A 21,059-nucleotide genomic window follows, 5' to 3' on the forward strand; every position below is an offset into this window, starting at 1 on the left:
GTGTGGACGGACGTCTCACATGATGGACAGCCGATCGCCGCTCAGGACTGGAGTGCGGCGGGCTCCTCGTAGCGCGGGAACACCGGCGCGGGCGGGGGCAGCTCCGTGCCCGCCACGAGGGGCGTGTCCAGGGCGGTGAACAGGCGGGCGTCGCCCTCGGCCTGGCCGAGCACGTCGAGCAGCCGGGCGGCGGCGTCCGGCACCACCGGCTGGACCAGGATGCCGACCGTGCGCACCACCTCGAGCGTCACCCAGAGCACGGTGGCCATCCGCCCGGCGTCGGTCTTGCGCAGCTTCCAGGGCTCCATGGCGGTGAAGTACCGGTTGGCCTCGGCGACCACCCGCCAGATCCGCTCGAGCGCCCGGTGGAACTGCTGCTCGTCGAACTCGGCGCGCACCGGCGCGCAGAGCCCGGCGGCCGCGGCGAGCATGGCCCGGTCCTCGGGGGTGAGCTCCCCCGGCGCGGGGACCCGGCCCTCGCAGTTCTTGGCGACCATCGACAGCGAGCGCTGGGCGAGGTTGCCGAGGTCGTTGGCGAGGTCGGAGTTGATGCGGTTCTTGATCCCGTCGTGCGAGTAGCTGCCGTCCTGGCCGAACGGCACCTCGCGCAGCAGGAAGAAGCGCAGCGGGTCGAGGCCGTACTCGGCCACGAGGGCGTGCGGGTCGATGACGTTGCCCACGGACTTGGACATCTTCTCGCCCTGGTTGAACAGGAAGCCGTGGGCGAAGACGCGCCGGGGCAGGGGCAGGCCGGCGGACATCAGGAACGCCGGCCAGTACACGGCGTGGAAGCGGGCGATGTCCTTGCCGATCACGTGGGCGTCGGCGGGCCAGTACCGCTGGAACGTCTCGGACGCGGTGTCCGGGAAGCCCACGCCGGTGAGGTAGTTGGTGAGGGCGTCCACCCACACGTACATCACGTGGTCCGGGTTGCCGGGCACGGGCACGCCCCAGTCGAAGGTGGTGCGGGAGATGGAGAGGTCCTCCAGGCCCGAGCGCACGAAGGACGCGATCTCGTTGCGCCGGGTCTCGGGGTGGACGAAGCCCTCCCGCTCGTAGAGCTCCAGCAGCCGGTCCTGGTAGGCGGAGAGGCGGAAGAAGTAGGACTCCTCCTCGGTCCAGGTGACCTCCGTGCCGGTGCCCGTCGAGCACCGCACGCCGTCCGCGCGGAGCTCGGTCTCGTCCTCGCCGTAGAACGCCTCGTCGCGCACGGAGTACCAGCCGGCGTACTTGCCGAGGTAGATGTCCCCGGCCTCCTCCATCCGGCGCCAGAGGGCCGCCGACGCCGCGTAGTGGTCGGCGTCCGTGGTGCGGATGAAGCGGTCGTAGGAGATGTTCAGGGCGTCGTCCATCTCGCGGAAGCGCGCCGAGTTGCGGTCCGCGAGCTCCCGGGCCGTGAGGCCCTCCTTCTCCGCGGTCTGCTGCATCTTCTGGCCGTGCTCGTCGGTGCCGGTCAGGAAGCGGACGTCGTAGCCGTCCAGCCGCTTGAACCGGGCCATGACGTCGGTCGCGATGACCTCGTAGGCGTGCCCGATGTGCGGGGTGCCGTTGGGGTACGCGATGGCCGTGGTGATGTAGTACGGGGTGCGGTGGGAGGAAGTCACGGCCTCCACTCTACCGACCGCGGGGGCCGTGCGCGCCCGGGGCGGCCGGCGCTCGGGGCCCGGCCGGGTCGGCTCACCGCCGGGGGCGCCCCGCGCCCAGCCGCCCGCGGGTGAGGGCCACGACGAGCAGCGCGGCCCCGGCGTAGGTGCCGAACAGGACGAGGTCCACGGTGTCCAGCAGCCCGGTGTGCACCGGCTCCGCGGCCAGCAGGACGAGGTGGTCCTGGGCCGGCGTGAAGCTCGCGTGCAGCAGCACGCACAGCAGCACGCTGCCCGTGCGGTTGTACAGCGGCGTGTAGAGGAACGCGAGGACGAACGGCACCGCGAAGCCCAGCGGCCCGTAGAGCGGGACGTGCCACACCCCCCACAGCAGACCGAGCAGCGCGGTCGCCCGGAGCGGGCCCAGCCGCTCCTGCAGCCGGGGCAGCGCGAAGCCGCGCCAGCCGGGTTCCTCCAGGCCGCCCCCGAGCACCGCCACGAAGACGAAGGTCGCCAGGTAGGCGGGGGCCCGCTCGAGGGCCAGGGACCAGTCGACCTCCCGGCCCAGCGCCGCGAGCAGGGCGTTGACGACGGCGTACAGCAGCGCGGGCAGCCCCAGCGCCCAGGCCCACCAGCGGGCCGGGACCCGCCACCGCACGATCGCCCGGGCCCAGTCCCGCACCGGCTCCCCCGACAGCCACGTGACGGCCCACGCCGCCACGAACGGGCCGAGGCCGCCGAGCAGGAGCAGCGGCGTGCCGCCCGCCCCGAGCAGCAGGGGCGCCCAGCACGTCCAGGACCACGCGTACGTCAGGACGAAGAAGGCCGGCAGCTGGTGCCGGGCGACCCGCCCCCGCAGGCCCGGCCCGGGCTGCTGTGCCCGTGCTCCGACGTCCGCCATGCGGACCACCCCCCGGGATCGCGGCGACCGGCTCCGCCCCCAGGGTAGGACGCCGGACGCGGCGAGGGGCCGCGTCCGCACGGAATGCTCGGCGCATGACGTGCGGACGCGACCCCTCGGCCGGTGCCCCCGCGCCGCGCGCGGCGGTGGGGCGGGTGCGGATCAGCGGGCCGCGGTGCCCTCGACGTAGTCGGCGTCCGGCGAGGTCCACGCGAAGAGCTTGCGCAGCTCCCGGCCGGTGACCTCGATCGGGTGGGACTCCTCCTTCTCGCGCAGCTTCTTGAACTCGGCGCCCCCGTTGTCCTGGTCCTCGATGAAGCGCTTGGCGAAGGTGCCGTCCTGGATGTCGGCCAGCACGGCCTTCATGTTCTCCTTGACCGTGGGGCTGATCACCCGGGGGCCGGAGACGTAGTCGCCGTACTCGGCGGTGTCCGAGATGGACCAGCGCTGCTTGGCGATGCCGCCCTCGACCATGAGGTCCACGATGAGCTTGAGCTCGTGCAGGACCTCGAAGTAGGCGATCTCCGGCTGGTAGCCGGCCTCGGTCAGGGTCTCGAAGCCGTACTGGACCAGGTGGGACATGCCGCCGCACAGGACCGCCTGCTCGCCGAAGAGGTCGGACTCGGTCTCCTCGGTGAAGGTGGTCTTGATGACGCCCGCGCGGGTGCCGCCGATGCCCTTGGCGTAGGACAGGCCCAGCTCGAGGGCCTTGCCGGAGGCGTCCTTCTCCACGGCCACGAGGGCGGGCACGGCGCGGCCGGCCTCGAACTCGCGGCGCACGGTGTGGCCCGGGCCCTTCGGGGCGACCATGACGACGTCGACGCCCGCGGGGGCCTCGATGTAGCCGTAGCGGATGTTGAACCCGTGGGCGAAGAAGATGGCGTCGCCCTGCTCCAGGTTCGGGGCGATCGACTCGGCGTAGACGTGGCGCTGGACCTGGTCCGGCGTCAGGATCATGATGACGTCGGCTTCCTTGACGGCGTCCGCGACGGTGAGCACCCGCAGGCCCTCGGCCTCGGCCTTGGCCCGGGAGCGCGAGCCCTCGGCGAGGCCGATGCGCACGTCCACGCCGGAGTCGCGCAGGTTCAGCGCGTGGGCGTGGCCCTGCGAGCCGTAGCCGATGACGGCCACGGAGCGGTCCTGGATGATCGAGAGGTCGGCGTCGTCGTCGTAGAAGATCTCTGCCATGGGATTGTCTCCTTGAAGCATGGGTGGGCGCGGCGGGGGCACCGCCGCGAGGTGGTTGGGGTGTCTGTGGGCCGGCGCCCGCGTCCACCGCCGCCCGGGGGCGTCAGTGGCGCAGGGCGCGGTCGCTCATCGACTTGGGACCACGTCCGAGGGCCAGCGTACCGGCCCGGACGATCTCCCGGACGCCGAAGGGCTCCAGGATGTCCAGCAGCGCCCGGAGCTTCTCCGGGGCGCCGGTGGCCTCGATGACGAGCGACTCGGTGGAGACGTCGACAACGGTGGCCCGGAACAGGTCCGCGGCTTGGGTGACCTGCAGACGCGTCGCGGCGTCGGCGCGGACCTTGACCATGATGTGGTCCCGCTGCACCGACGAGTCGGGGGTGAGCTCGACGATCTTGATCACGTTGATGAGCTTGTTCAGCTGCTTGGTGACCTGTTCGAGCAGCTCGCCCTCGGCGTCCACCACCACGGTGATGCGGGAGACGCCGTCGAGCTCCGTGGGTCCCACGGCGAGCGAGTCGATGTTGAAGGCGCGGCGCGCGAACAGTCCGGCCACCCGGGTCAGCACGCCCGGCTTGTCCTCGACCAGCACGGAGAGGGTGTGTCGGCTCATGGGTCAGTCCTCCTCGTCCCAGTCGGGGGTCATGTTGCGGGCGATCTGGATCTGGTCGTTGGACACGCCGGTGGGCACCATCGGCCACACCATCGCGTCGGCGGAGACCACGAAGTCGATCACCACGGGGCGGTCGTTGATCTCGAGGGCCTGCCGGATGACGTCGTCCACGTCCTCGTCCCGGGTGCAGCGCAGGGCGGCGCACCCGTAGGCGTCGGCGAGCTTGACGAAGTCCGGCACCATGATGCTGTCGTGGCCCGTGTTCAGGTCGGTGTTGGAGTACCGGCCGTCGTAGAACAGGGTCTGCCACTGGCGCACCATGCCCAGCGAGGAGTTGTTGATCACCGCCACCTTGATCGGGATCTTGTTGATCGTGCAGGTGGCGAGCTCCTGGTTGGTCATCTGGAAGCAGCCGTCGCCGTCGATCGCCCAGACCACGCGGTCGGGCTGGGAGACCTTGGCCCCCATCGCGGCGGGCACGGCGAAGCCCATGGTCCCCAGTCCGGCCGAGTTCAGCCACTGCCGGGGCCGCTCGTACTGGACGAAGTGGGAGCTCCACATCTGGTGCTGGCCCACGCCGGAGACGTAGACGGCCTCCGGGCCGGTCAGGGCGGAGATCCGCTCGATGACGTGCTGCGGCGAGCCCAGCCCGTCCGCCGGCTTGGGGTAGCCCAGCGGGTAGGTGGCCTGCAGGCTGCTGAGCGCGGTCCACCACGAGGAGAGGTCGGGGCTGCCGCTGCGCTCGAACTCCTGGCGCACGGCGGTCACGAGGTCCGGCAGGATCTCCTTGACGTCGCCCACGATCGGGACGTCGGCGGTGCGGTTCTTGGAGATCTCGGCGGGGTCGATGTCCGCGTGGATGATCTTGGCCGTGGGGGCGAAGGTCTCCAGGTGGCCCGTGACGCGGTCGTCGAAGCGCGCGCCGAGGGTCACCAGCAGGTCGGCCTGCTGCATCGAGTACACCGCCGGGACGGTGCCGTGCATCCCTGGCATCCCCAGGTTCTGCTCGTGGGAGTCCGGGAACACGCCCCGGGCGGTCAGCGTGGTCACCACGGGGGCGCCGGTCAGCTCGGCCAGCTCCATGAGCTCGGCGGCCGCGTCGGCGCGCACCGTCCCGCCGCCCACGTAGAGCACGGGCCGCTGGGCCGCCGCGATGAGCTTGGCGGCCTCCCGGATCTGCTTGGCGTGCCCGCGCGTCACGGGCCGGTAGCCGGGCAGGTCCATCCGGGGCGGCCAGGAGAACGTCATGGTGTCCTGCTGGGCGTCCTTGGCGATGTCCACGAGCACCGGTCCCGGGCGCCCGGTCGAGGCCAGGTGGAACGCCTCGGCGAGCACCCGCGGGATGTCCTCGGCGTGCGTCACCAGGTAGGAGTGCTTGGTGACCGGCATCGTCATCCCCACGATGTCCGCCTCCTGGAAGGCGTCGGAGCCGATCACCTTGGACGAGACCTGCCCGGTGATCGCGACCATGGGGATGGAGTCCATGTGCGCGTCGGCGAGGGCGGTGACGAGGTTCGTGGCGCCGGGGCCGGAGGTCGCGATGCAGACGCCCACGCGGCCCGAGGCGAGGGCGTAGCCCTCGGCGGCGTGGCCGGCGCCCTGCTCGTGGCGGACCAGGATGTGGTTGATCCGGTCCGAGTCCAGGAGCGGGTCGTAGGTCGGCAGGATCGCGCCGCCCGGGAGGCCGAAGACGTCGGTGACGCCGAGCTCCTCCAGCGCCCGGATGACGGCCTGGGAGCCGGTCATCTCCGTGGGGGCCACCGTGCTGCCCGGGCCCATGACGGACGGGACGGCGGGGACGGACTTCTCCGGGGCCCCCGGGGGCCGGTGGTCAGCGGCGGTCTCCGCGCGCTTGGTGGCCATCAGCGCTGGGCTGATCGGCTGTCCCTTGCTCATGTCACTGTCCTTCTGGTCTGGCCTTCTGGGCTGGTGCTGCTGTTCCGGCTCGACTGTCGCTCCGCCGTGGGCGCCGGGCAAGAAAAAAGGCCCTCGCGGCACCGGGAGGTGCGACAGGGCCCGTGCGCTCGACCGGTCGTCGGCTCAGGCCCCGCGTCCGACGAGGACGCGTACCGTGAGCTGGACGACACCGTGGCTGAGTTGCATGCTCCCATGCTCTGCCGCCCGGCCGGGCGTGTCAATCTTCGGACTCCGTGTCCCACGATGTGAGACACGGCACGTCCGGATCACTCCTCCGCGTCCGCCGGGACGTCCAGCCGCCCCTCCTGCTGCAGGAACAGGGGCCGCTCCCCCGCGGCGATGCGCTCGAGCTGGGTCCGCAGCAGCCGCCGCACGCGCGGCTTGTAGGACGTGCAGGAACCACCGGTGTGCGGGGTGAGGATCGCCCCGGGGGCACGGAACAGCGGGTGGTCGCCGGGGAAGGGCTCGGGCTCGACGACGTCGAGGGCGCAGCGGAGCCGCCCGGACACGACCTCCGCGGTCAGCGCGGGGGTGTCGACCACCCGGCCGCGGCCCACGTTGACCACCAGGGCGTCGTCGGGCAGCAGGGACAGCACGCGGGCGTCGACGAGGCCGTCGGTCGCCGGGCTCGCGGGGAGGGCCACCACGAGCACGTCGGCGTCAGGCAGCAGGGCCGGCAGCTCGTCGATGCCGTGCACGGGGCCGCGCTCGTCGGTCCGGGCCCGGGAGGCCACCCTCGTGACCTCGACCTCGAAGGGGAGCAGCCGGTCGACCACGGCGGAGCCGATCTCGCCCACGCCCAGCACCAGGACGCGGCTGTCGGCCAGTGTCCGGGTCTCGAAGCGGCGCCAGATCCCGTCGCGCTGCTGCAGGACGGCGCGGTCGAGCTCCCGCTGGGCGGCGATCATCAGCCCCAGGGCCAGCTCGGCGGTCCCGGCGGCGTGCACCCAGCCCGCCGTCGAGAGGGCGAGGTCGGGCCCGATGGCCTCCGGCACGCCGTCGAAGCCGGTGCTCTGCAGCTGCACGAGCCGCAGGCGGGTCGCGGCGGGCAGGGCCCCCACCCAGCGGCCGGTGAAGTACGGAGCCACCGCCACGTCGATCTCATCGGCGCGGGCCCCGACCGGGTCCCCGGCCATGTCCCACAGGACGTAGCGGAAGCCCGGGACGCGGGCGCTCAGGTGGTCCACGAGCTCCTGCTCCGGGAGGGAGACCACGCGGAGTTCGGAGAGCGGGACGGACGGGGCGGACGGCGCGGGGGTCTGTGCGGAGGGCATGACGGCCATGCTAGACGCCGCCGCCGTCCGGACGGCGGCGGCGGAATGGACAAGGCGGGACGAGCTGGTAGAGTACTCTCTCGTTGCGAGGCGGGACCCGGCGGAAGCCGGCCGGCGCGATTCGGCCCCGGGCCGGGAGCGTGCTAGTGTTCTTGCCGCACCACCAGCGCCTCTAGCTCAATTGGCAGAGCAATTGACTCTTAATCAATGGGTTCTCGGTTCGAGTCCGAGGGGGCGCACCACAGGAGGACCCCACCGCGGAGCACCGCGGTGGGGTCCTTCGTCGTCCCCGGGGCACGGCGGCCCGCGGGCACGAAAAAACCCGGGGTCGTCGTGCCCCGGGTGCTCCCGCCGGAGGCCGCCGTCCGGCGACCTCGCGCGCCCTCGTGCCGGGGTCGTCCTCGACCCCGTGCCGACCCGCCCCGCGCCCGTCCGTGCCGGGACCGCGGGCCGCGGCCGTCTCAGGACGCGGTGTCCCCCGCCGTGCCGGCCTCGGCGATGTCGCGCGACTGCTCGGGCGTGGTCGCGTCGGCGGACCCGGCGTCGGTGACGGTCCCGTCCGGCTGGACCCGCAGCTTCCAGCGGGCGCCGCCGAGCGTGGTGATGATGTCGGCCAGCGTGCGGCGCAGGTTCTCGTCCGTGAGCAGCCCGTGGTCCACCAGCTCGTCCTCGAGCTGGGTGGCGGCCTCGAGAATGCGCAGGCCCTCCGGGGTGATCGACACGAGGTGGCTGCGGCGGTCGTGGACGTTCTTGGACCGGTTGACGTGGCCGTGCAGCTCGAGCCGGTGCAGCGTCTTGCCCATGGTCTGGGCCTGCACCCGGACGCGGTGCGCCAGCTGGGCCTGCGTCATGCTCCCCGCCGTCTTCAGCACGTCCAGCGCCATGACGCCCGCGTGGGTCACCCCGAGCGTGGCCAGGCGCTCGTTCCACGCGTGCTCCACGAGCCGGGCCGCGGTGGAGAGCAGTCGGTTGGTCGGCCATTGAGTGGTGAAAGGCATGCAAAGCAGTCTACCGACCTGCACCACGGAATACAGCACCATGCTAAGCAAACTGACGAGCATTTCTCCGCGGGCGGATCCGCGGCGGTCCTGAGCGCTCCCCCGGGACGGCCGGGACCACCGGGACGAGCGCCGGTAGTGTTCGTGGTCCGGGGCCGTCCCGCGGCACCCGACCCTCGCCCGGGCCCGGCCCGGACGGCACCACCGAACCGACGGAGGAACATCCCCATGGCAGCACGTCTCGAACCCGGCAGCCCGGCCCCCGACTTCTCCCTGCCCGACGCCCGGGGCGGGACCGTCTCCCTCGCCGACCACCGCGGGCGGCGGGTGGTCGTCTACTTCTACCCGAAGGCCTCGACCCCCGGCTGCACCACGCAGGCGTGCGACTTCCGCGACAGTCTGGAGCGCTTCGCCGCGGACGGGTTCGCCGTGCTCGGCATCTCGCCGGACTCCCCGGAGGCCCTCGCGCGGTTCGCCGAGGCCGAGTCCCTCACCTTCCCGCTGCTCTCCGACCCGGACCACCGGGTCGCCGAGGCGTACGGCGCCTGGGGCGAGAAGAAGAACTACGGCAAGACCTACGAGGGCCTGGTGCGCTCCACCGTGGTGGTCGGGCCCGAGGGCGAGGTGGAGCTCGCGCAGTACAACGTGCGCGCCGCGGGCCACGTGGCGAAGCTGCGCCGCGACCTCGGCCTGGAGGGCTGAGGCTAGGATGGGCGGGGGCCCGGACGGGCCCTTCGGCGCGAGTGGTGGAACTGGCAGACACGCAGGATTTAGGTTCCTGTGCCCTGACCGGCGTGCGGGTTCGAGTCCCGCCTCGCGCACCCCGCCGTCCCCGGGCACGCCCCGGGGCCGGCCCACGACGACACCCACGACAGATCCGGTGAGGCGGCGAAGGACCCATGGCGCCCAGGCGAACCCCCCGCACCGCGGCCGCGCTCGCGCTCGTCGCGGGGCTCCTCGCCCTCGGCGGGTGCGCCCCTGCGGGCGAGGGGCCCGGCACCCCCACCGCCGCCCGGTCCGTGCCGAGCGGGGAGTTCGTGTTCGCCAACGCCGCCGCCGCCCCCACCCTGGACCCGGCCACGGTCAACATCCTGGAGACGTCCCGGATCGGGGCCCAGATGCTCGAGGGGCTCGTCTCCGCCGACCCCTCCACGGGCGAGGCGGTGCCGGCCCTGGCGCGGTCGTGGGAGACCTCCGAGGACGGGCTCACCTACACCTTCGACCTGCGCCGGGACGTGCGCTTCCACGACGGCACCGCCCTGGACGCGGCGGCGGTGTGCGCGAACTTCGAGCGCTGGGAGGCCCTCGCCGCCGACGGGGCACGGACCCCCTTCGCCACGGTCCTGCGCACCGGCGCCCCCGGCATCGATTCCCTCTACGCGGGGTGCGCCGCGGCGTCGGAGTCCACGGTGGAGCTCTCGCTGACCGCGCCGCACACGCCCCTGCTCCGGGCGCTGACGCAGCCCGCGTTCGGGATCGCGTCCCCCGCGGCCCTGGCGGCCGGCACGCACGAGACGCACCCCGTGGGCACCGGCCCCTTCCGCTACGAGTCGGGGGACGGGACGAACGTGGTGCTGGTCGCGAACCCCGACTACTGGGGCGAGCTCGGGGACATCGGCCGGCTCGAGTTCCGCACGATCGCCGAGCCGGAGCTGCGCTACGTGGCGCTGCGCCTCGGCCAGGTGGACGGCTACGACCAGGTGGGCCTGGACTCCTTCGCCCCGCTCGCGCGCGAGGGCGTGCAGGTCCTCCAGCGCGACCCGTACTCCGTGTCCTACCTCGGCATCAACCAGGACGTGGAGCCCCTGGACGACCCCGAGGTGCGGGAGGCGATCGCCGCCGCCGTGGACCGCGGCGCGATCGTGCGCGAGCACTACCCCGACGGCACCCGGGTGGCGAACCAGTTCCTGCCCGCCCGCTTCGCGATGGACGGGACCGACCTGCAGGTCCCGTCCTACAACCCGCAGCGGGCGCGCGAGCTGCTGGCGGCGTCCTCCTACGCCGGCGAGCCGCTGCGGTTCTACTATCCCCGCGGCACCTCCCGCACCTACATGCAGGAGCCCGAGAAGATCTACGCCGACATCGCGGCCCAGCTCGTGCGGGCGGGGTTCGTGATCGAGCCCGTCCCGGTGGCCTGGTCGGACGGCTACGTGCAGCAGGTCCAGGACCCGGAGGGCGACCACGCCCTGCACCTGCTCGGCCTCAACGGCGGCTACCGCGACCCGGACTACTTCACGGCCGCCCTGTTCGGCGCCCCCCGCGGGGAGTTCGGCGCGGACGCCGTGTCACTGTTCGGCGCCGTCAACCGCGCGGCGGCGCTGCCCGACGGCGAGGACCGCTCGAGCGCGTACGTGTCGATCAACAACCGCGTCTCGCGGCTGCTGCCCGCCGTCCCGCTGGCCCACCCGATCTCCGCGGTCGCCGTCGGGGACTCCGTGACGTCCTTCCCCCTGAGCTCCACCGGCAACGAGGTCTTCAACCGGGTGGACCTCGGCGCCGCGCCGTGAGCACCGGCCCCGGCGCGCGCCCGGCCGCATTCGGGGTTCGTCCGGGCGTGGCGATAGTCTGATCCCGACCATTCACCGGCGCAGCGCCGGGCGTTCAACGGGAGCATCGACTGTGACATCACCTCAGACAACGGAATCGACCGACGTCCTCCTGATCGGCGGAGGCATCATGAGCGCCACCCTCGGCGTGTTCCTCAAGGAGCTCGAGCCGCAGTGGGACATCACGATGCTCGAGCGCCTCGACCAGGTGGGCGCGGAGAGCTCCAACGTCTGGAACAACGCCGGCACCGGCCACTCCGCGCTCTGCGAGCTCAACTACGCGCCCCAGGCCGCCGACGGGTCCGTGAGCCCGGAGAAGTCGCTCGGCATCAACGAGCAGTTCCAGCTCTCCCGCCAGTTCTGGGCCTCTCTCGTGTCGGAGGGCAAGCTGCGCGAGCCCGGCTCCTTCATCAACCCGGTGCCGCACATGTCCCTCGTCTTCGGCGACGCGCACAGCGACTACCTGCGCCGCCGCTGGGAGGCCCTGCAGCCGAACAAGCTCTTCGAGCGCATGGAGTACACCGAGGACCGTGAGAAGATCGCGGAGTGGGCGCCGCTGACCATGCACGGCCGCGGCGCGGGTCGCGTGGCGGCCTCCTGGTCCCCCGAGGGCACCGACGTCGACTTCGGCGAGCTGACCCGGCAGCAGGTCGCCCACCTGCAGGCCCGGGGCGGGGAGGTGCGCTACGGCCAGCAGGTCACGGACCTCGACCGGCAGGGCGACGGCACCTGGGTGGCGAGGGTCAAGAACCGCCTCAACACCGAGGGCGACCGGCTCGTGCGCGCGAAGTTCGTGTTCGTGGGGGCCGGCGGCGGCGCCCTGCCGCTGCTGCAGAAGTCCGGCATCCGGGAGGCCAAGGGCTACGGCGGGTTCCCGGTCTCCGGCCTGTGGCTGCGCAACTCCGACGAGGACGTGGCGGCCCAGCACAACGCCAAGGTCTACGGCCAGGCCTCCGTGGGCGCCCCGCCCATGTCCGTCCCGCACCTGGACACCCGCTACGAGCACGGACGGCGCGCGCTGCTGTTCGGCCCCTACGGCGGGTTCAAGCCCAACTTCCTGAAGCAGGGGTCCTACCTGGACCTGCCCCTGTCCGTGCGCCCGCACAACCTCTACCCGATGACCCGCGCGGGCCTGGCCAACCTGGATCTCGTGAAGTACCTGCTGAGCGAGCTGGCCAAGTCCAAGGGCCAGCGGGTCGAGGCGCTGCAGCAGTTCTACCCGACCGCCGACGGCTCGCAGTGGGAGCTGATCGAGGCCGGCCAGCGCGTGCAGGTCATGAAGCGGGACAAGCAGAAGGGCGGCGTGCTCCAGTTCGGCACCGAGCTGATCACCGCCGCGGACGGCTCCATCGCCGGCCTGCTGGGAGCCTCCCCCGGCGCGTCCACCGCGGTGCCCATCATGCTCAACCTCCTGGCGAAGTCCTTCCCGGCGCGGATGTCCGGGTGGGAGCCGCGGATCAAGGAGCTCATCCCCTCCTACGGCGTGAAGCTCAACGACAACCCGCAGCTCGCGGACGAGGTCATGGGCCGCACCGCCCAGGTGCTCGGCATCAGCTGACACCGCCCCGACGGGCACCGCTCCGCACGCCGCGGTGCCCGCGCGACGAGGCCCCGGACCGGCCGGTCCGGGGCCTCGTCGTCGTCCGGTCCGCCCCGGCCCCCCGGCCCAGCAGGCCCGGGTGACCTGTCGGTACGCGGCGGTACGCTGAGGGGCGTGCGCCCCGGCCCGGCCGGGACGCCCTCGCCCATCCCTCCCCAAGGAGCACGAGTGTTTCTCCTCGCCCGCGCGTCGATGGCCAACCGCGCCCTGATCGTGCTCATCACGCTGTTCGTCGCCCTCTTCGGGGTGCTCAGCATGCGCTCCATGAAGCAGGAGCTCATCCCGTCCCTGGAGATCCCCGCCATCAGCGTGGTCTCGGCGATGCCCGGCGCGTCCGCGGAGGTCGTCGACGAGCAGGTGGGCCGGCCCCTGGAGCGGGCGCTCAACATCGTGGAGGGCCTCGAGAGCTCGGCGTCCACCTCGCGCAGCGGGCTGTCCGAGATCCGGCTCGGCTTCGAGTACGGCACCGACCTGGACCGGGCCCGCAACCAGGTGGAACGGGCGATCTCCAACGTGCGCACCCAGCTGCCCGACGACGTCGAGCCCACCGCGTTCGCCGGCTCCGTCGCCGACTTCCCCATCGTCTTCCTCGCCGTGTCCTCCGACGAGGACCTCAGCCCGCTCGCCGCCGACCTGGAACGGCTCACGGTCCCGGACCTGCAGCGGATCGAGGGCGTGCGCTCCGCCGAGGTCAGCGGCGCCCCCGAGCAGGTCGTCTCGATCCTGCCGGACCGCGCCGACCTCGCCCGGGCGGGCGCCACGCCCGCGGACATCCGCACCGCGCTGGAGGAGAGCGGCGGGCTGGTGCCCGTGGGCACCGTGGACGACGGGGCCACGACCCTGCCCGTCCAGGCCGGCTCCCCCCTCGACTCCCTCGAGGCCGTGGAGAACGTCCCGCTGCCCCTCCCCGAGGACGCGCCCGACGCCGCCGAGCCCACCACCGTGGGCGCCGTGGCCGCCGTGGAGCTCGCCGAGCAGGAGCAGACCTCGATCACCCGCACCAACGGGGCCCCGACGCTCGCCCTGTCCGTCACCAAGACCCCGGACGGGGACACGGTCGGGATCTCCCAGGCGGTCGGCGAGATGATCCCCGAGCTCGAGGAGGACCTCGGCAACGGCGCCGAGATCACGGCGGTCTTCGACCAGGCCCCCTACATCGAGCAGTCGATCGAGGACCTCACGGTCGAGGGCCTCCTGGGGCTCGCGTTCGCCGTGCTCGTCATCCTGGTGTTCCTGGCGTCGCTGCGCTCGACCCTGGTCACCGCGATCTCCATCCCGCTGTCCCTGCTCGCCACGTTCATCGGGATCAACGCCCTGGGCTACTCGCTGAACCTGCTGACCCTCGCGGCCATCACCCTGTCCGTGGGGCGGGTGGTGGACGACTCGATCGTGGTGATCGAGAACATCAAGCGCCACTACGGGACGGTCGACCTGAGCACCGACCCCGCCAACGCGAAGCGCCGGGCCATCCTCACCGCCGTGCGCGAGGTCGCGGGGGCGATCACCGCCTCCACCCTCATCACGGTCGCGGTGTTCGTGCCCATCGCGTTCGTGGGGGACGTGACCGGCGAGCTGTTCCGGCCCTTCGCCCTGACCACCACCATCGCGCTGCTGTCCTCGCTCGTGGTGTCCCTGACCATCGTGCCCGTGCTGGCGTTCTGGTTCCTCCGGGACCCCCGCCTCGCGCGGCGGGCCCGCCGGGCGCCGGCGGGGCGCCCCGCCCCCTGGGCCGACGGCACGGCCGGTCCCCCGCCCGGCGCCGCGGCCGGGACGCCGCCCCGGCTGGCCCAGGGCTACCTGCCGGTCCTGCGCGGCACGCAGCGCCACCCGTGGGCCACCCTCGGGGTGAGCGTCCTGATCCTCGGCGGCACGGCCGCCCTGCTGCCGGTGCTGCCCACCAACCTGCTCGGGGACACGGGGCAGAACACCATGACGATCGAGCAGGACCTGCCGCCCGGCACCGCGCTCGCGGTGACCTCCGAGCAGGCGGGCCGCGCCGAGGAGGTGCTCGACTGGACCGACGGCATCGAGGACGTCCAGGTCACCATGGGCCCCGGCGGCGGCTTCTCCGCGTTCCTGCCGGGCAGCGGCACCAACAGCGCCACGTTCTCCGTGACGACGGACGCCGCGGTCGACCAGGAGCGGCTGCGCCGCACCGTCGGCGAGCGCCTGGACCGGCTGGACGGCGCCGGCGAGTTCTCGGTGCGGGGCGCCCAGGGCTTCACGAGCAACGACGTCGAGATCTCCGTCACCGCCACGGACCAGGCGACGCTGGCGGAGGCCGACGACGCCGTGGTGCGGGCCATGCGGGAGCTCGGCTCCGCCGGGCAGGTCACGAGCAACCTGGCCGCCACCCAGCCCACCGTCGTGGTCACGGTCGACCGGGCGGCCGCCGCCGCCCGCGGCCTGAGCGAGGAGCAGGTCACGGGGGCGCTCGCCGGCACCGTGAACCCCCTCCCCGCCGGGTCCATCGACCTGGACGCCGACTCGGTGGCGGTGACGATCGGCGAGGGCCGCGCCGTCGAGGACATCGAGGCGCTGCGGGCACTGCCGGTGCCGGCCGCGGGCGGGACCGTCCGCCTCGACGAGCTGGCCGAGGTCGAGGAGGCGCTCACGGTCGAGACCATCACCTCGAGCAACGACCAGCGCACCGCCACCGTGGCCGTCACCCCGGGCGGCGACGACCTCGGCGCCACGAGCGCGGAGGTCCGGGACGCGCTCGCGGGCCTGGACCTGCCGCAGGGCGCGGCGGCCGAGCTGGGCGGGGCCGCCACGGAGCAGGAGACCACGTTCCGGCAGCTGGGCCTCGCCGTGCTCGCCGCGATCGCGATCGTCTACGTGGTGCTCGTGGCGACCTTCAAGTCCCTCGTCCAGCCGCTGGTCCTGCTGGTCTCGATCCCCTTCGCGGCGACGGGCGCGGTGCTCGCGCTGCTGGCCTCCGGGGTGCCGCTGGGCCTCGCCTCGCTGGTGGGCGTGCTGATGCTCGTGGGCATCGTGGTGACCAACGCGGTCGTGCTGATCGACCTCATCAACCAGTACCGGGGCCGGGAGCACCGCATGGACCTGGAGGAGGCCATCGAGAAGGGGGCGACCCGCCGGCTGCGCCCCATCGTGATGACGGCCCTGGCGACCATCCTGGCGATGACGCCCATGGCGCTGGGGATCACGGGGCAGGGCAGCTTCATCTCCCAGCCGCTGGCGGTCGTGGTGATCGGCGGGCTGATCTCCTCGACCCTGCTGACCCTGGTGCTCGTGCCGGTGCTGTACCGGCTCGTGGAGGCGCGCAAGGAGGCACGGCTCCGGCGCCGGGAGGAGCGGATCGCGGCGCTGGCCGCAGCCCCGGGGCGCGGCGCCGGGGCGCGGCGCCCGCAGAAGTTGACGTGACACTCGTCACCGTGCGCTCTTTCGTGGACGTTTGCTTCTGAAAACACTCGCGGGCGCACCCCGGTCACTCCCCGTCCACAGGGTGCAGAAGGTATCATCGCCGCTGGTCACAGGGGGATTCGGTGCTGTGGAGCGGGCGGCGTGCGGGGAGCCCCCGGGAGGCATCCCCCGAAAGGGGGGACACCGGGGCCCGGTGCACCGATGTAACCGGGCCGTAGCATTATCCTGTGACCCGCAGAGAAACAGATCGTGTGCAGAACAGCGCCGACGCCTGGGAGGCCCTCTTCAGGGCCCAGGTGACGGTCATGCGGCGTCTCCAGCGCCAACCCGAGTTCGCGGAGCTCTCCGCCCGCGAGTACGACGTCCTCTTCAACCTCTCCCGCTCCGACGAGGCCGGCATGCGGCTCAACGAGCTCAACGAGTACGTGCTCCTCACCCAGTCGAGCCTCAGCCGGATGCTGGAGCGTCTCGAGCTCAAGGGGCTGGTGCACCGCTGGCAGGACCCGCAGGACCTGCGAGGGCTGCGGATCCGGCTGACCGACCGGGGCCGGCAGATGCAGGTGCAGATCGCCGAGCAGTTCCGGGTGCACGTGCACGAACTGATGTCCGCGGGCCTGGACCCGGAGGAGCTGCGCATCCTGACCCGGCTCGCCGACCGCCTGCGGGAAGCCGTCAACGAGCTCTGAGCCGCGCTCCCCCGCCGCGCTACAGCGGGAGGACGACCCTGGCCCCCGGGTCCTCGCGGCCGCGGACGGAGGACTCCGCGGACACCCGCATCCCGCCCAGCGTGATCTCCCCCTGGAGCGTGGTCAGGAACGCCGCCTCGGAGGCGTCCGCGCCCGTCGCGATGCGCACGAACTCCGTGCGCGGGGCGAGCCCGGTGGCGTCGAGGACGTACCAGGCGCCGTCGTGCCAGGCCTCGACCACCGCGTGGAAGTCCATGGGGGACAGCCCGGGCGCGTAGACCGACGCGAGCCGCGCCGGCACCCCGAGTCCCCGCAGCAGGGTGATGAGCAGGTGGGCATAGTCCCGGCACACGCCCTGCCGGGTGAGGAACGTGTGCACCGCGGTGTCGGTGGCCGTCGAGGAGCCGACCACGTAGTCCAGGTGCTCGTGCACCCAGTCCCGCACCCGCTGGAGCGTCTCGTAGCCGCCGCCGCGGGCCCCGGGGAAGAGGGCGTCGGGGGTGCCGGCCATCTCGTCGAAGGGGCAGAACCGGCTGGGCCGGGTGTAGCGGACGAAGTCGACCGGCTCCGCCGGAGGCGGTGACCCCGCCGGGCCGTCCAGCTCCAGGGCATAGGACACCGTGCACTGCGTGCCGCCCGGCACCCGGGCCAGGTGCAACCGCGTGCCGTGCAGGTCCTCCGCCTCCTCGAGCGCGACCTCGGTCCCGTCCACGCGCAGGCTCAGGTGCTCGCCGGGGCGGGCGCCTCCGCCGGGGCGGGCGGCCGCGAGGGAGAACACCGCCAGGTGGTCGGTCTCCGAGGCGAAGTCGACCTCCGCGGAAACGGTGCGCCGGGTGGTGGGCACGAAGGGCCTCCTGGTCGGGGGGAATGTGCGGCGGACCGGTGGCCCGTCCGCTCCATTGTCGCTCACGGGGGCGATTCATCAGTACACTGATCCACGAGACATCCCCCACACGCCCCGCCGCCGGCCGGAGCCCGCGCGCTGCACCCGGCGGCCGACCGCGAAGGACGCAGCATGGCCCAGGACACCACCCAGGACAGCCGCTCCAAGGAGCGCACCGCACCGGATCCCGAGGATCCCCGCAAGCCGGACAGTCCCACCGAGATCAGCAAGCCCTCGTGGGGCTACGTCGTCAAACGTGCGATCTCGGAGTTCTCCAAGGACGACTGCACCGACCTCGCCGCGTCCCTGACGTACTTCGCGGTGCTCTCGCTCTTCCCCGCGCTGCTCGCCATCGTGTCCCTGCTCGGCGTGTTCGGCCAGGGGCAGGCCACCACCCAGGCGATCACCGGGTTCCTCGAGGGCGCGGCCCCGCCCGAGCTCGTGACCCTGCTCGAGGATCCCATCAACAACCTCACCTCCGGCACCGGCGCCGGGCTCGCCCTCGTCGTCGGCATCGTCGGCGCACTGTGGACCGCCTCCGGCTACACGGGGGCCTTCGGCCGGGCCATGAACCGCATCTACGAGGTCGAGGAGGGCCGGCCCATCTGGAAGCTGCGGCCGATGAACCTCCTCGTCACGCTGATGCTGGTCCTCATCGTGGTCCTCATCATGCTCATGGTGCTGATCTCCGGGGGCATCGCCCAGTGGGTGGGCGACCTCGTGGGGCTCGGCACCACGGCCGTGACGGTGTGGAACATCGCCAAGTGGCCGGTCGTCGTCATCCTCGCCGTCCTGCTCATCGCGGTGCTCTACTACTTCACGCCCAACGTCCAGCAGCCCAAGTTCCGCTGGATCAGCATGGGCTCGATCGTCGCCCTGGTCGTGGCGGCCGTGGCTGCACTGGCCTTCACCTGGTACGTGAGCAACTTCGCGTCCTACAACGCCACCTACGGCATCATCGGCTCCGTCATCGTCCTGCTGCTCGGTCTGTGGATCATCAACAACGTGCTGCTGCTGGGCGCGGAGATCGACGCCGAGGTGGAGCGCGGCCGCCAGCTGCAGGGCGGGATCAAGGCCGAGGAGACCATCCAGCTCCCGCCGCGCGACACCCGCCAGGTCGACAAGAAGGACAAGAAGGCGGAGAAGCTCGTGGACCAGGGCCGGAAGCTGCGCCTCGAGCACGAGCACCTCGACTACTCCTCGGACGACTCCGGGAAGGACGCCGACAAGGCCTCCGGCAGGAGCTGACGGCCGACCCCGGCGGCGGACCCGTGGTGCTGATCCGCGGGTCCGCCGCTTCGTCGTGCCCGGCCCGGGGCCGCCGCCCTCCGGCGCCGCACCGCGCGCCCCCGGCGTCCTTCCCTAGACTGGGGAGCGGTGTTCCGGACCGGAACCGTCACGTCGTCCGCAGGAAGGTCCCACTCATGCACGAGGTCAGAGCCGTCGTAGTCACCGCGAAGAACGCACCAGCCACCCTCGAGACGATCCTCGTCCCGGACCCCGGGCCCGGGGAGGCGCTCGTGGACGTCCTCACCTGCGGGGTCTGCCAGACCGACCTGCACTACAAGGTCGGTGCCGTGGGCGACGACTACCCCTACCTGCTCGGCCACGAGGCCTCCGGCGTGGTCGCCGCGGTCGGCGAGGGCGTCACCGAGGTCGCCGTCGGGGACAAGGTCATCCTCAACTGGCGCGCCGTGTGCGGGGAGTGCCGGGCCTGCCGCAGGGGCGAGCCCTGGTACTGCTTCGCCACCCACAACGCCACCCAGAAGATGACGCTCGCCGACGGCACGGAGCTCTCCCCCGCCCTGGGCATCGGGGCGTTCGCCGAGAAGACCCTGGTCGCGGCCGGTCAGTGCACCAAGATCGAGGGCGAGCTCGAGGACCACCAGTACGCCGCGGTCGGCCTGCTCGGCTGCGGCGTGATGGCCGGCATCGGCGCCGTCCTCAACACCGCGAACGTCCGGCGCGGGGAGTCCGTGGCCGTGATCGGCTGCGGCGGCGTCGGCACCGCGGCGATCGCCGGGGCCCAGCTCGCCGGGGCCACCACGATCATCGCCGTGGACCTCGACGACGAGAAGCTCGCCACGGCGCAGACGTTCGGCGCCACCCACACGGTGAACTCGAAGGAGCAGGACCCCGTCGCGGCGATCCAGGAGCTCACGGGCGGGCACGGCGCCGACGTCGTGGTCGACGCCGTGGGCGTCGCCGCGACCTTCCAGCAGGCCTTCGAGGCCCGCGATCTCGCCGGACGGCTGGTCCTGGTGGGCGTGCCCGCCCCCGGCACCACCTGGGAGATCCCGCTGGACGAGGTCTTCGGCCGCGGCGGGTCCATCAAGTCCGCCTGGTACGGCGACACCCTGCCGAACCGGGACTTCCCGATGCTCGTGGACCAGTACCGGCTGGGCCGGCTGGACCTCGACGGCTTCGTCACCGAACGGATCGGGATCGAGGACGTCGAGCCCGCCTTCGAGCGGATGACCGCCGGCAAGGTGCTGCGCTCCGTCGTGGAGCTCGGCCGATGAGCGCCGTCGACGGCCACGACGGCGAGGCACTGCCCGACCGGGAGCGCGCCCACCCCGCCGACCGCGGCGCCGTCCCGGTGCGGCCCGCCGAGGGCGCCGGCCGGGCCCGCATCGACCGGCTGGTCACCTCCGGGACGTTCTCCCTCGACGGCGGGACCTGGGACGTCGAGAACAACGTGTGGATCGTGGGCGACGACGACGAGTGCGTGGTGATCGACCCGGCCCACGACCCCGCCGCGGTGGTGGAGGCCGTCGCCGGGCGCACGGTGACCGCGGTCCTGCTCACCCACGCCCACGACGACCACATCCGCTCCGTCAAGGAGGTGGCCGGGCAGGTGGGCGGGACGATCCACCTGCACCCGGAGGACACGGTGCTGTGGGAGCAGGTCTACCCGAAGACGCCCTTCGACGCGGCGATCGCCGACGGGGACGAGTTCACCGTGGCGGGGACGACCCTCACCGCGCTGCACACCCCGGGCCACTCCCCCGGGTCCGTGTGCTTCTGGGCGCCGGAACTGGGCGAGGGCGGGGTGCTGTTCTCCGGGGACACCCTGTTCCAGGGCGGTCCCGGCGCCACCGGCCGGTCCTGGTCGGACTTCCCCACGATCGTGGACTCCATCCGCGAGCGGCTGCTGACGCTGCCCGAGTCCACGGAGGTGCTCACCGGGCACGGGGACACCACTACGATCGGTGCGGAGGCCCCGCACCTGCAGGAGTGGATCGACCGCGGCCACTGACCGCGCCCCCGGGCCACCCGCCGCGGCTCCCGGGCCCGGCGGGTGGCCCGGGACGGCGGTGCCCCCCGTTACCTTCTTCCCAACTCCTCGGTCCGACAGGATGGAGGGGTGCTGACCGGCCGGTCCTCGGCATGATCGTTTGCCCCCAGTCATCCATGATCCGGGGGGTGTAGTCACCGAGGACCGGTCCGGTGATCGCGGATCGCTAATAGAGGCAGGGCCCGCTG

General features: G+C 72.6%; 16 protein-coding genes and 2 tRNA genes. 10 read left to right on the forward strand and 8 right to left on the reverse strand.

The window, feature by feature from the left end; all coding sequences use genetic code 11:
* Positions 1-41 precede the first annotated feature (41 nt).
* The 6 genes from metG to ACZ2G1_RS04990 form a co-directional block, all read right to left on the reverse strand.
* Complete coding sequence (gene metG, locus ACZ2G1_RS04965; protein WP_017833215.1) at positions 42-1,604, reverse strand: methionine--tRNA ligase; 1,563 nt, start codon at positions 1,602-1,604, stop codon at positions 42-44.
* Positions 1,605-1,677: 73 nt separating this feature from the next.
* Positions 1,678-2,484 (reverse strand): CPBP family intramembrane glutamic endopeptidase, encoded by an 807-nt coding sequence (locus tag ACZ2G1_RS04970; RefSeq protein ID WP_470377549.1) that lies wholly within the window; start codon positions 2,482-2,484, stop codon positions 1,678-1,680.
* A 162-nt stretch (positions 2,485-2,646) separates the two neighbouring features.
* Positions 2,647-3,672: a ketol-acid reductoisomerase gene (ilvC, locus tag ACZ2G1_RS04975; RefSeq protein ID WP_017833217.1), complete on the reverse strand. Its 1,026-nt coding sequence runs from the start codon at positions 3,670-3,672 to the stop codon at positions 2,647-2,649.
* Between the two features lie 103 nt (positions 3,673-3,775).
* Entirely contained in the window at positions 3,776-4,285 is a 510-nt protein-coding gene (gene ilvN, locus ACZ2G1_RS04980) for an acetolactate synthase small subunit (RefSeq protein WP_017833218.1), read from the reverse strand.
* Positions 4,286-4,288: 3 nt separating this feature from the next.
* Positions 4,289-6,181: an acetolactate synthase large subunit gene (locus ACZ2G1_RS04985; protein ID WP_017833219.1), complete on the reverse strand. Its 1,893-nt coding sequence runs from the start codon at positions 6,179-6,181 to the stop codon at positions 4,289-4,291.
* A 287-nt stretch (positions 6,182-6,468) separates the two neighbouring features.
* Positions 6,469-7,485, reverse strand: coding sequence for an NAD(P)-dependent oxidoreductase (locus tag ACZ2G1_RS04990; protein ID WP_017833220.1), 1,017 nt, complete (start codon positions 7,483-7,485; stop codon positions 6,469-6,471).
* A gap of 157 nt (positions 7,486-7,642) precedes the next feature.
* On the opposite strand from ACZ2G1_RS04990, the gene ACZ2G1_RS04995 reads away from it, so the two are divergent.
* Positions 7,643-7,718, forward strand: a tRNA-Lys gene (locus ACZ2G1_RS04995).
* Between the two features lie 219 nt (positions 7,719-7,937).
* Here ACZ2G1_RS04995 and ACZ2G1_RS05000 read toward each other — a convergent pair.
* Positions 7,938-8,474: a MarR family winged helix-turn-helix transcriptional regulator gene (locus ACZ2G1_RS05000; protein WP_017833221.1), complete on the reverse strand. Its 537-nt coding sequence runs from the start codon at positions 8,472-8,474 to the stop codon at positions 7,938-7,940.
* A gap of 228 nt (positions 8,475-8,702) precedes the next feature.
* Between ACZ2G1_RS05000 and bcp the strand changes: the two genes are divergently transcribed.
* The 6 genes from bcp to ACZ2G1_RS05030 all read left to right on the forward strand — a co-directional run bounded on the left by bcp (position 8,703) and on the right by ACZ2G1_RS05030 (position 16,690).
* The gene (gene bcp / locus ACZ2G1_RS05005) at positions 8,703-9,176 is read left to right on the forward strand and encodes a thioredoxin-dependent thiol peroxidase (RefSeq protein ID WP_017833222.1); all 474 of its coding nucleotides are present in this window, start codon (positions 8,703-8,705) and stop codon (positions 9,174-9,176) included.
* 35 nt (positions 9,177-9,211) lie between these two features.
* Positions 9,212-9,295, forward strand: a tRNA-Leu gene (locus ACZ2G1_RS05010).
* A gap of 78 nt (positions 9,296-9,373) precedes the next feature.
* Positions 9,374-10,981, forward strand: coding sequence for an ABC transporter substrate-binding protein (locus tag ACZ2G1_RS05015; RefSeq protein WP_115162818.1), 1,608 nt, complete (start codon positions 9,374-9,376; stop codon positions 10,979-10,981).
* Positions 10,982-11,150: 169 nt separating this feature from the next.
* On the forward strand, positions 11,151-12,578 hold the full coding sequence (locus ACZ2G1_RS05020; protein WP_017833224.1) for a malate:quinone oxidoreductase: 1,428 nt from the start codon (positions 11,151-11,153) through the stop codon (positions 12,576-12,578).
* A gap of 210 nt (positions 12,579-12,788) precedes the next feature.
* Positions 12,789-16,004 carry an efflux RND transporter permease subunit gene (locus ACZ2G1_RS05025; protein WP_470377550.1) on the forward strand — a complete coding sequence of 1,072 codons (3,216 nt, stop codon included), beginning with the start codon at positions 12,789-12,791 and terminating at the stop codon, positions 16,002-16,004.
* Positions 16,005-16,255: 251 nt separating this feature from the next.
* Positions 16,256-16,690 carry a MarR family winged helix-turn-helix transcriptional regulator gene (locus ACZ2G1_RS05030; protein ID WP_017833225.1) on the forward strand — a complete coding sequence of 145 codons (435 nt, stop codon included), beginning with the start codon at positions 16,256-16,258 and terminating at the stop codon, positions 16,688-16,690.
* Positions 16,691-16,709: 19 nt separating this feature from the next.
* Here the strand turns inward: ACZ2G1_RS05030 and ACZ2G1_RS05035 are convergent, their stop codons facing one another.
* A complete protein-coding gene (locus ACZ2G1_RS05035) occupies positions 16,710-17,534 on the reverse strand; it encodes a transglutaminase-like domain-containing protein (protein ID WP_470377551.1) in 825 nt (274 codons plus the stop codon).
* Positions 17,535-17,705: 171 nt separating this feature from the next.
* Here ACZ2G1_RS05035 and ACZ2G1_RS05040 point away from each other — a divergent pair, with 171 nt between their 5' ends.
* The 3 genes from ACZ2G1_RS05040 (at position 17,706) to ACZ2G1_RS05050 (ending at position 20,832) form a co-directional block, all read left to right on the forward strand.
* Positions 17,706-18,821, forward strand: a complete 1,116-nt coding sequence (locus ACZ2G1_RS05040; RefSeq protein ID WP_136341679.1) for a YihY/virulence factor BrkB family protein — start codon at positions 17,706-17,708, stop codon at positions 18,819-18,821.
* Positions 18,822-18,997: 176 nt separating this feature from the next.
* Positions 18,998-20,095: an S-(hydroxymethyl)mycothiol dehydrogenase gene (locus tag ACZ2G1_RS05045; protein ID WP_470377552.1), complete on the forward strand. Its 1,098-nt coding sequence runs from the start codon at positions 18,998-19,000 to the stop codon at positions 20,093-20,095.
* A complete protein-coding gene (locus ACZ2G1_RS05050; protein WP_470377553.1) occupies positions 20,092-20,832 on the forward strand; it encodes an MBL fold metallo-hydrolase in 741 nt (246 codons plus the stop codon). The genes ACZ2G1_RS05045 and ACZ2G1_RS05050 overlap by 4 nt, the downstream gene beginning before the upstream one ends.
* Positions 20,833-21,059: the final 227 nt, after the last annotated feature.

It is taken from the genome of Kocuria sp. KKT182 (assembly GCF_055635395.1).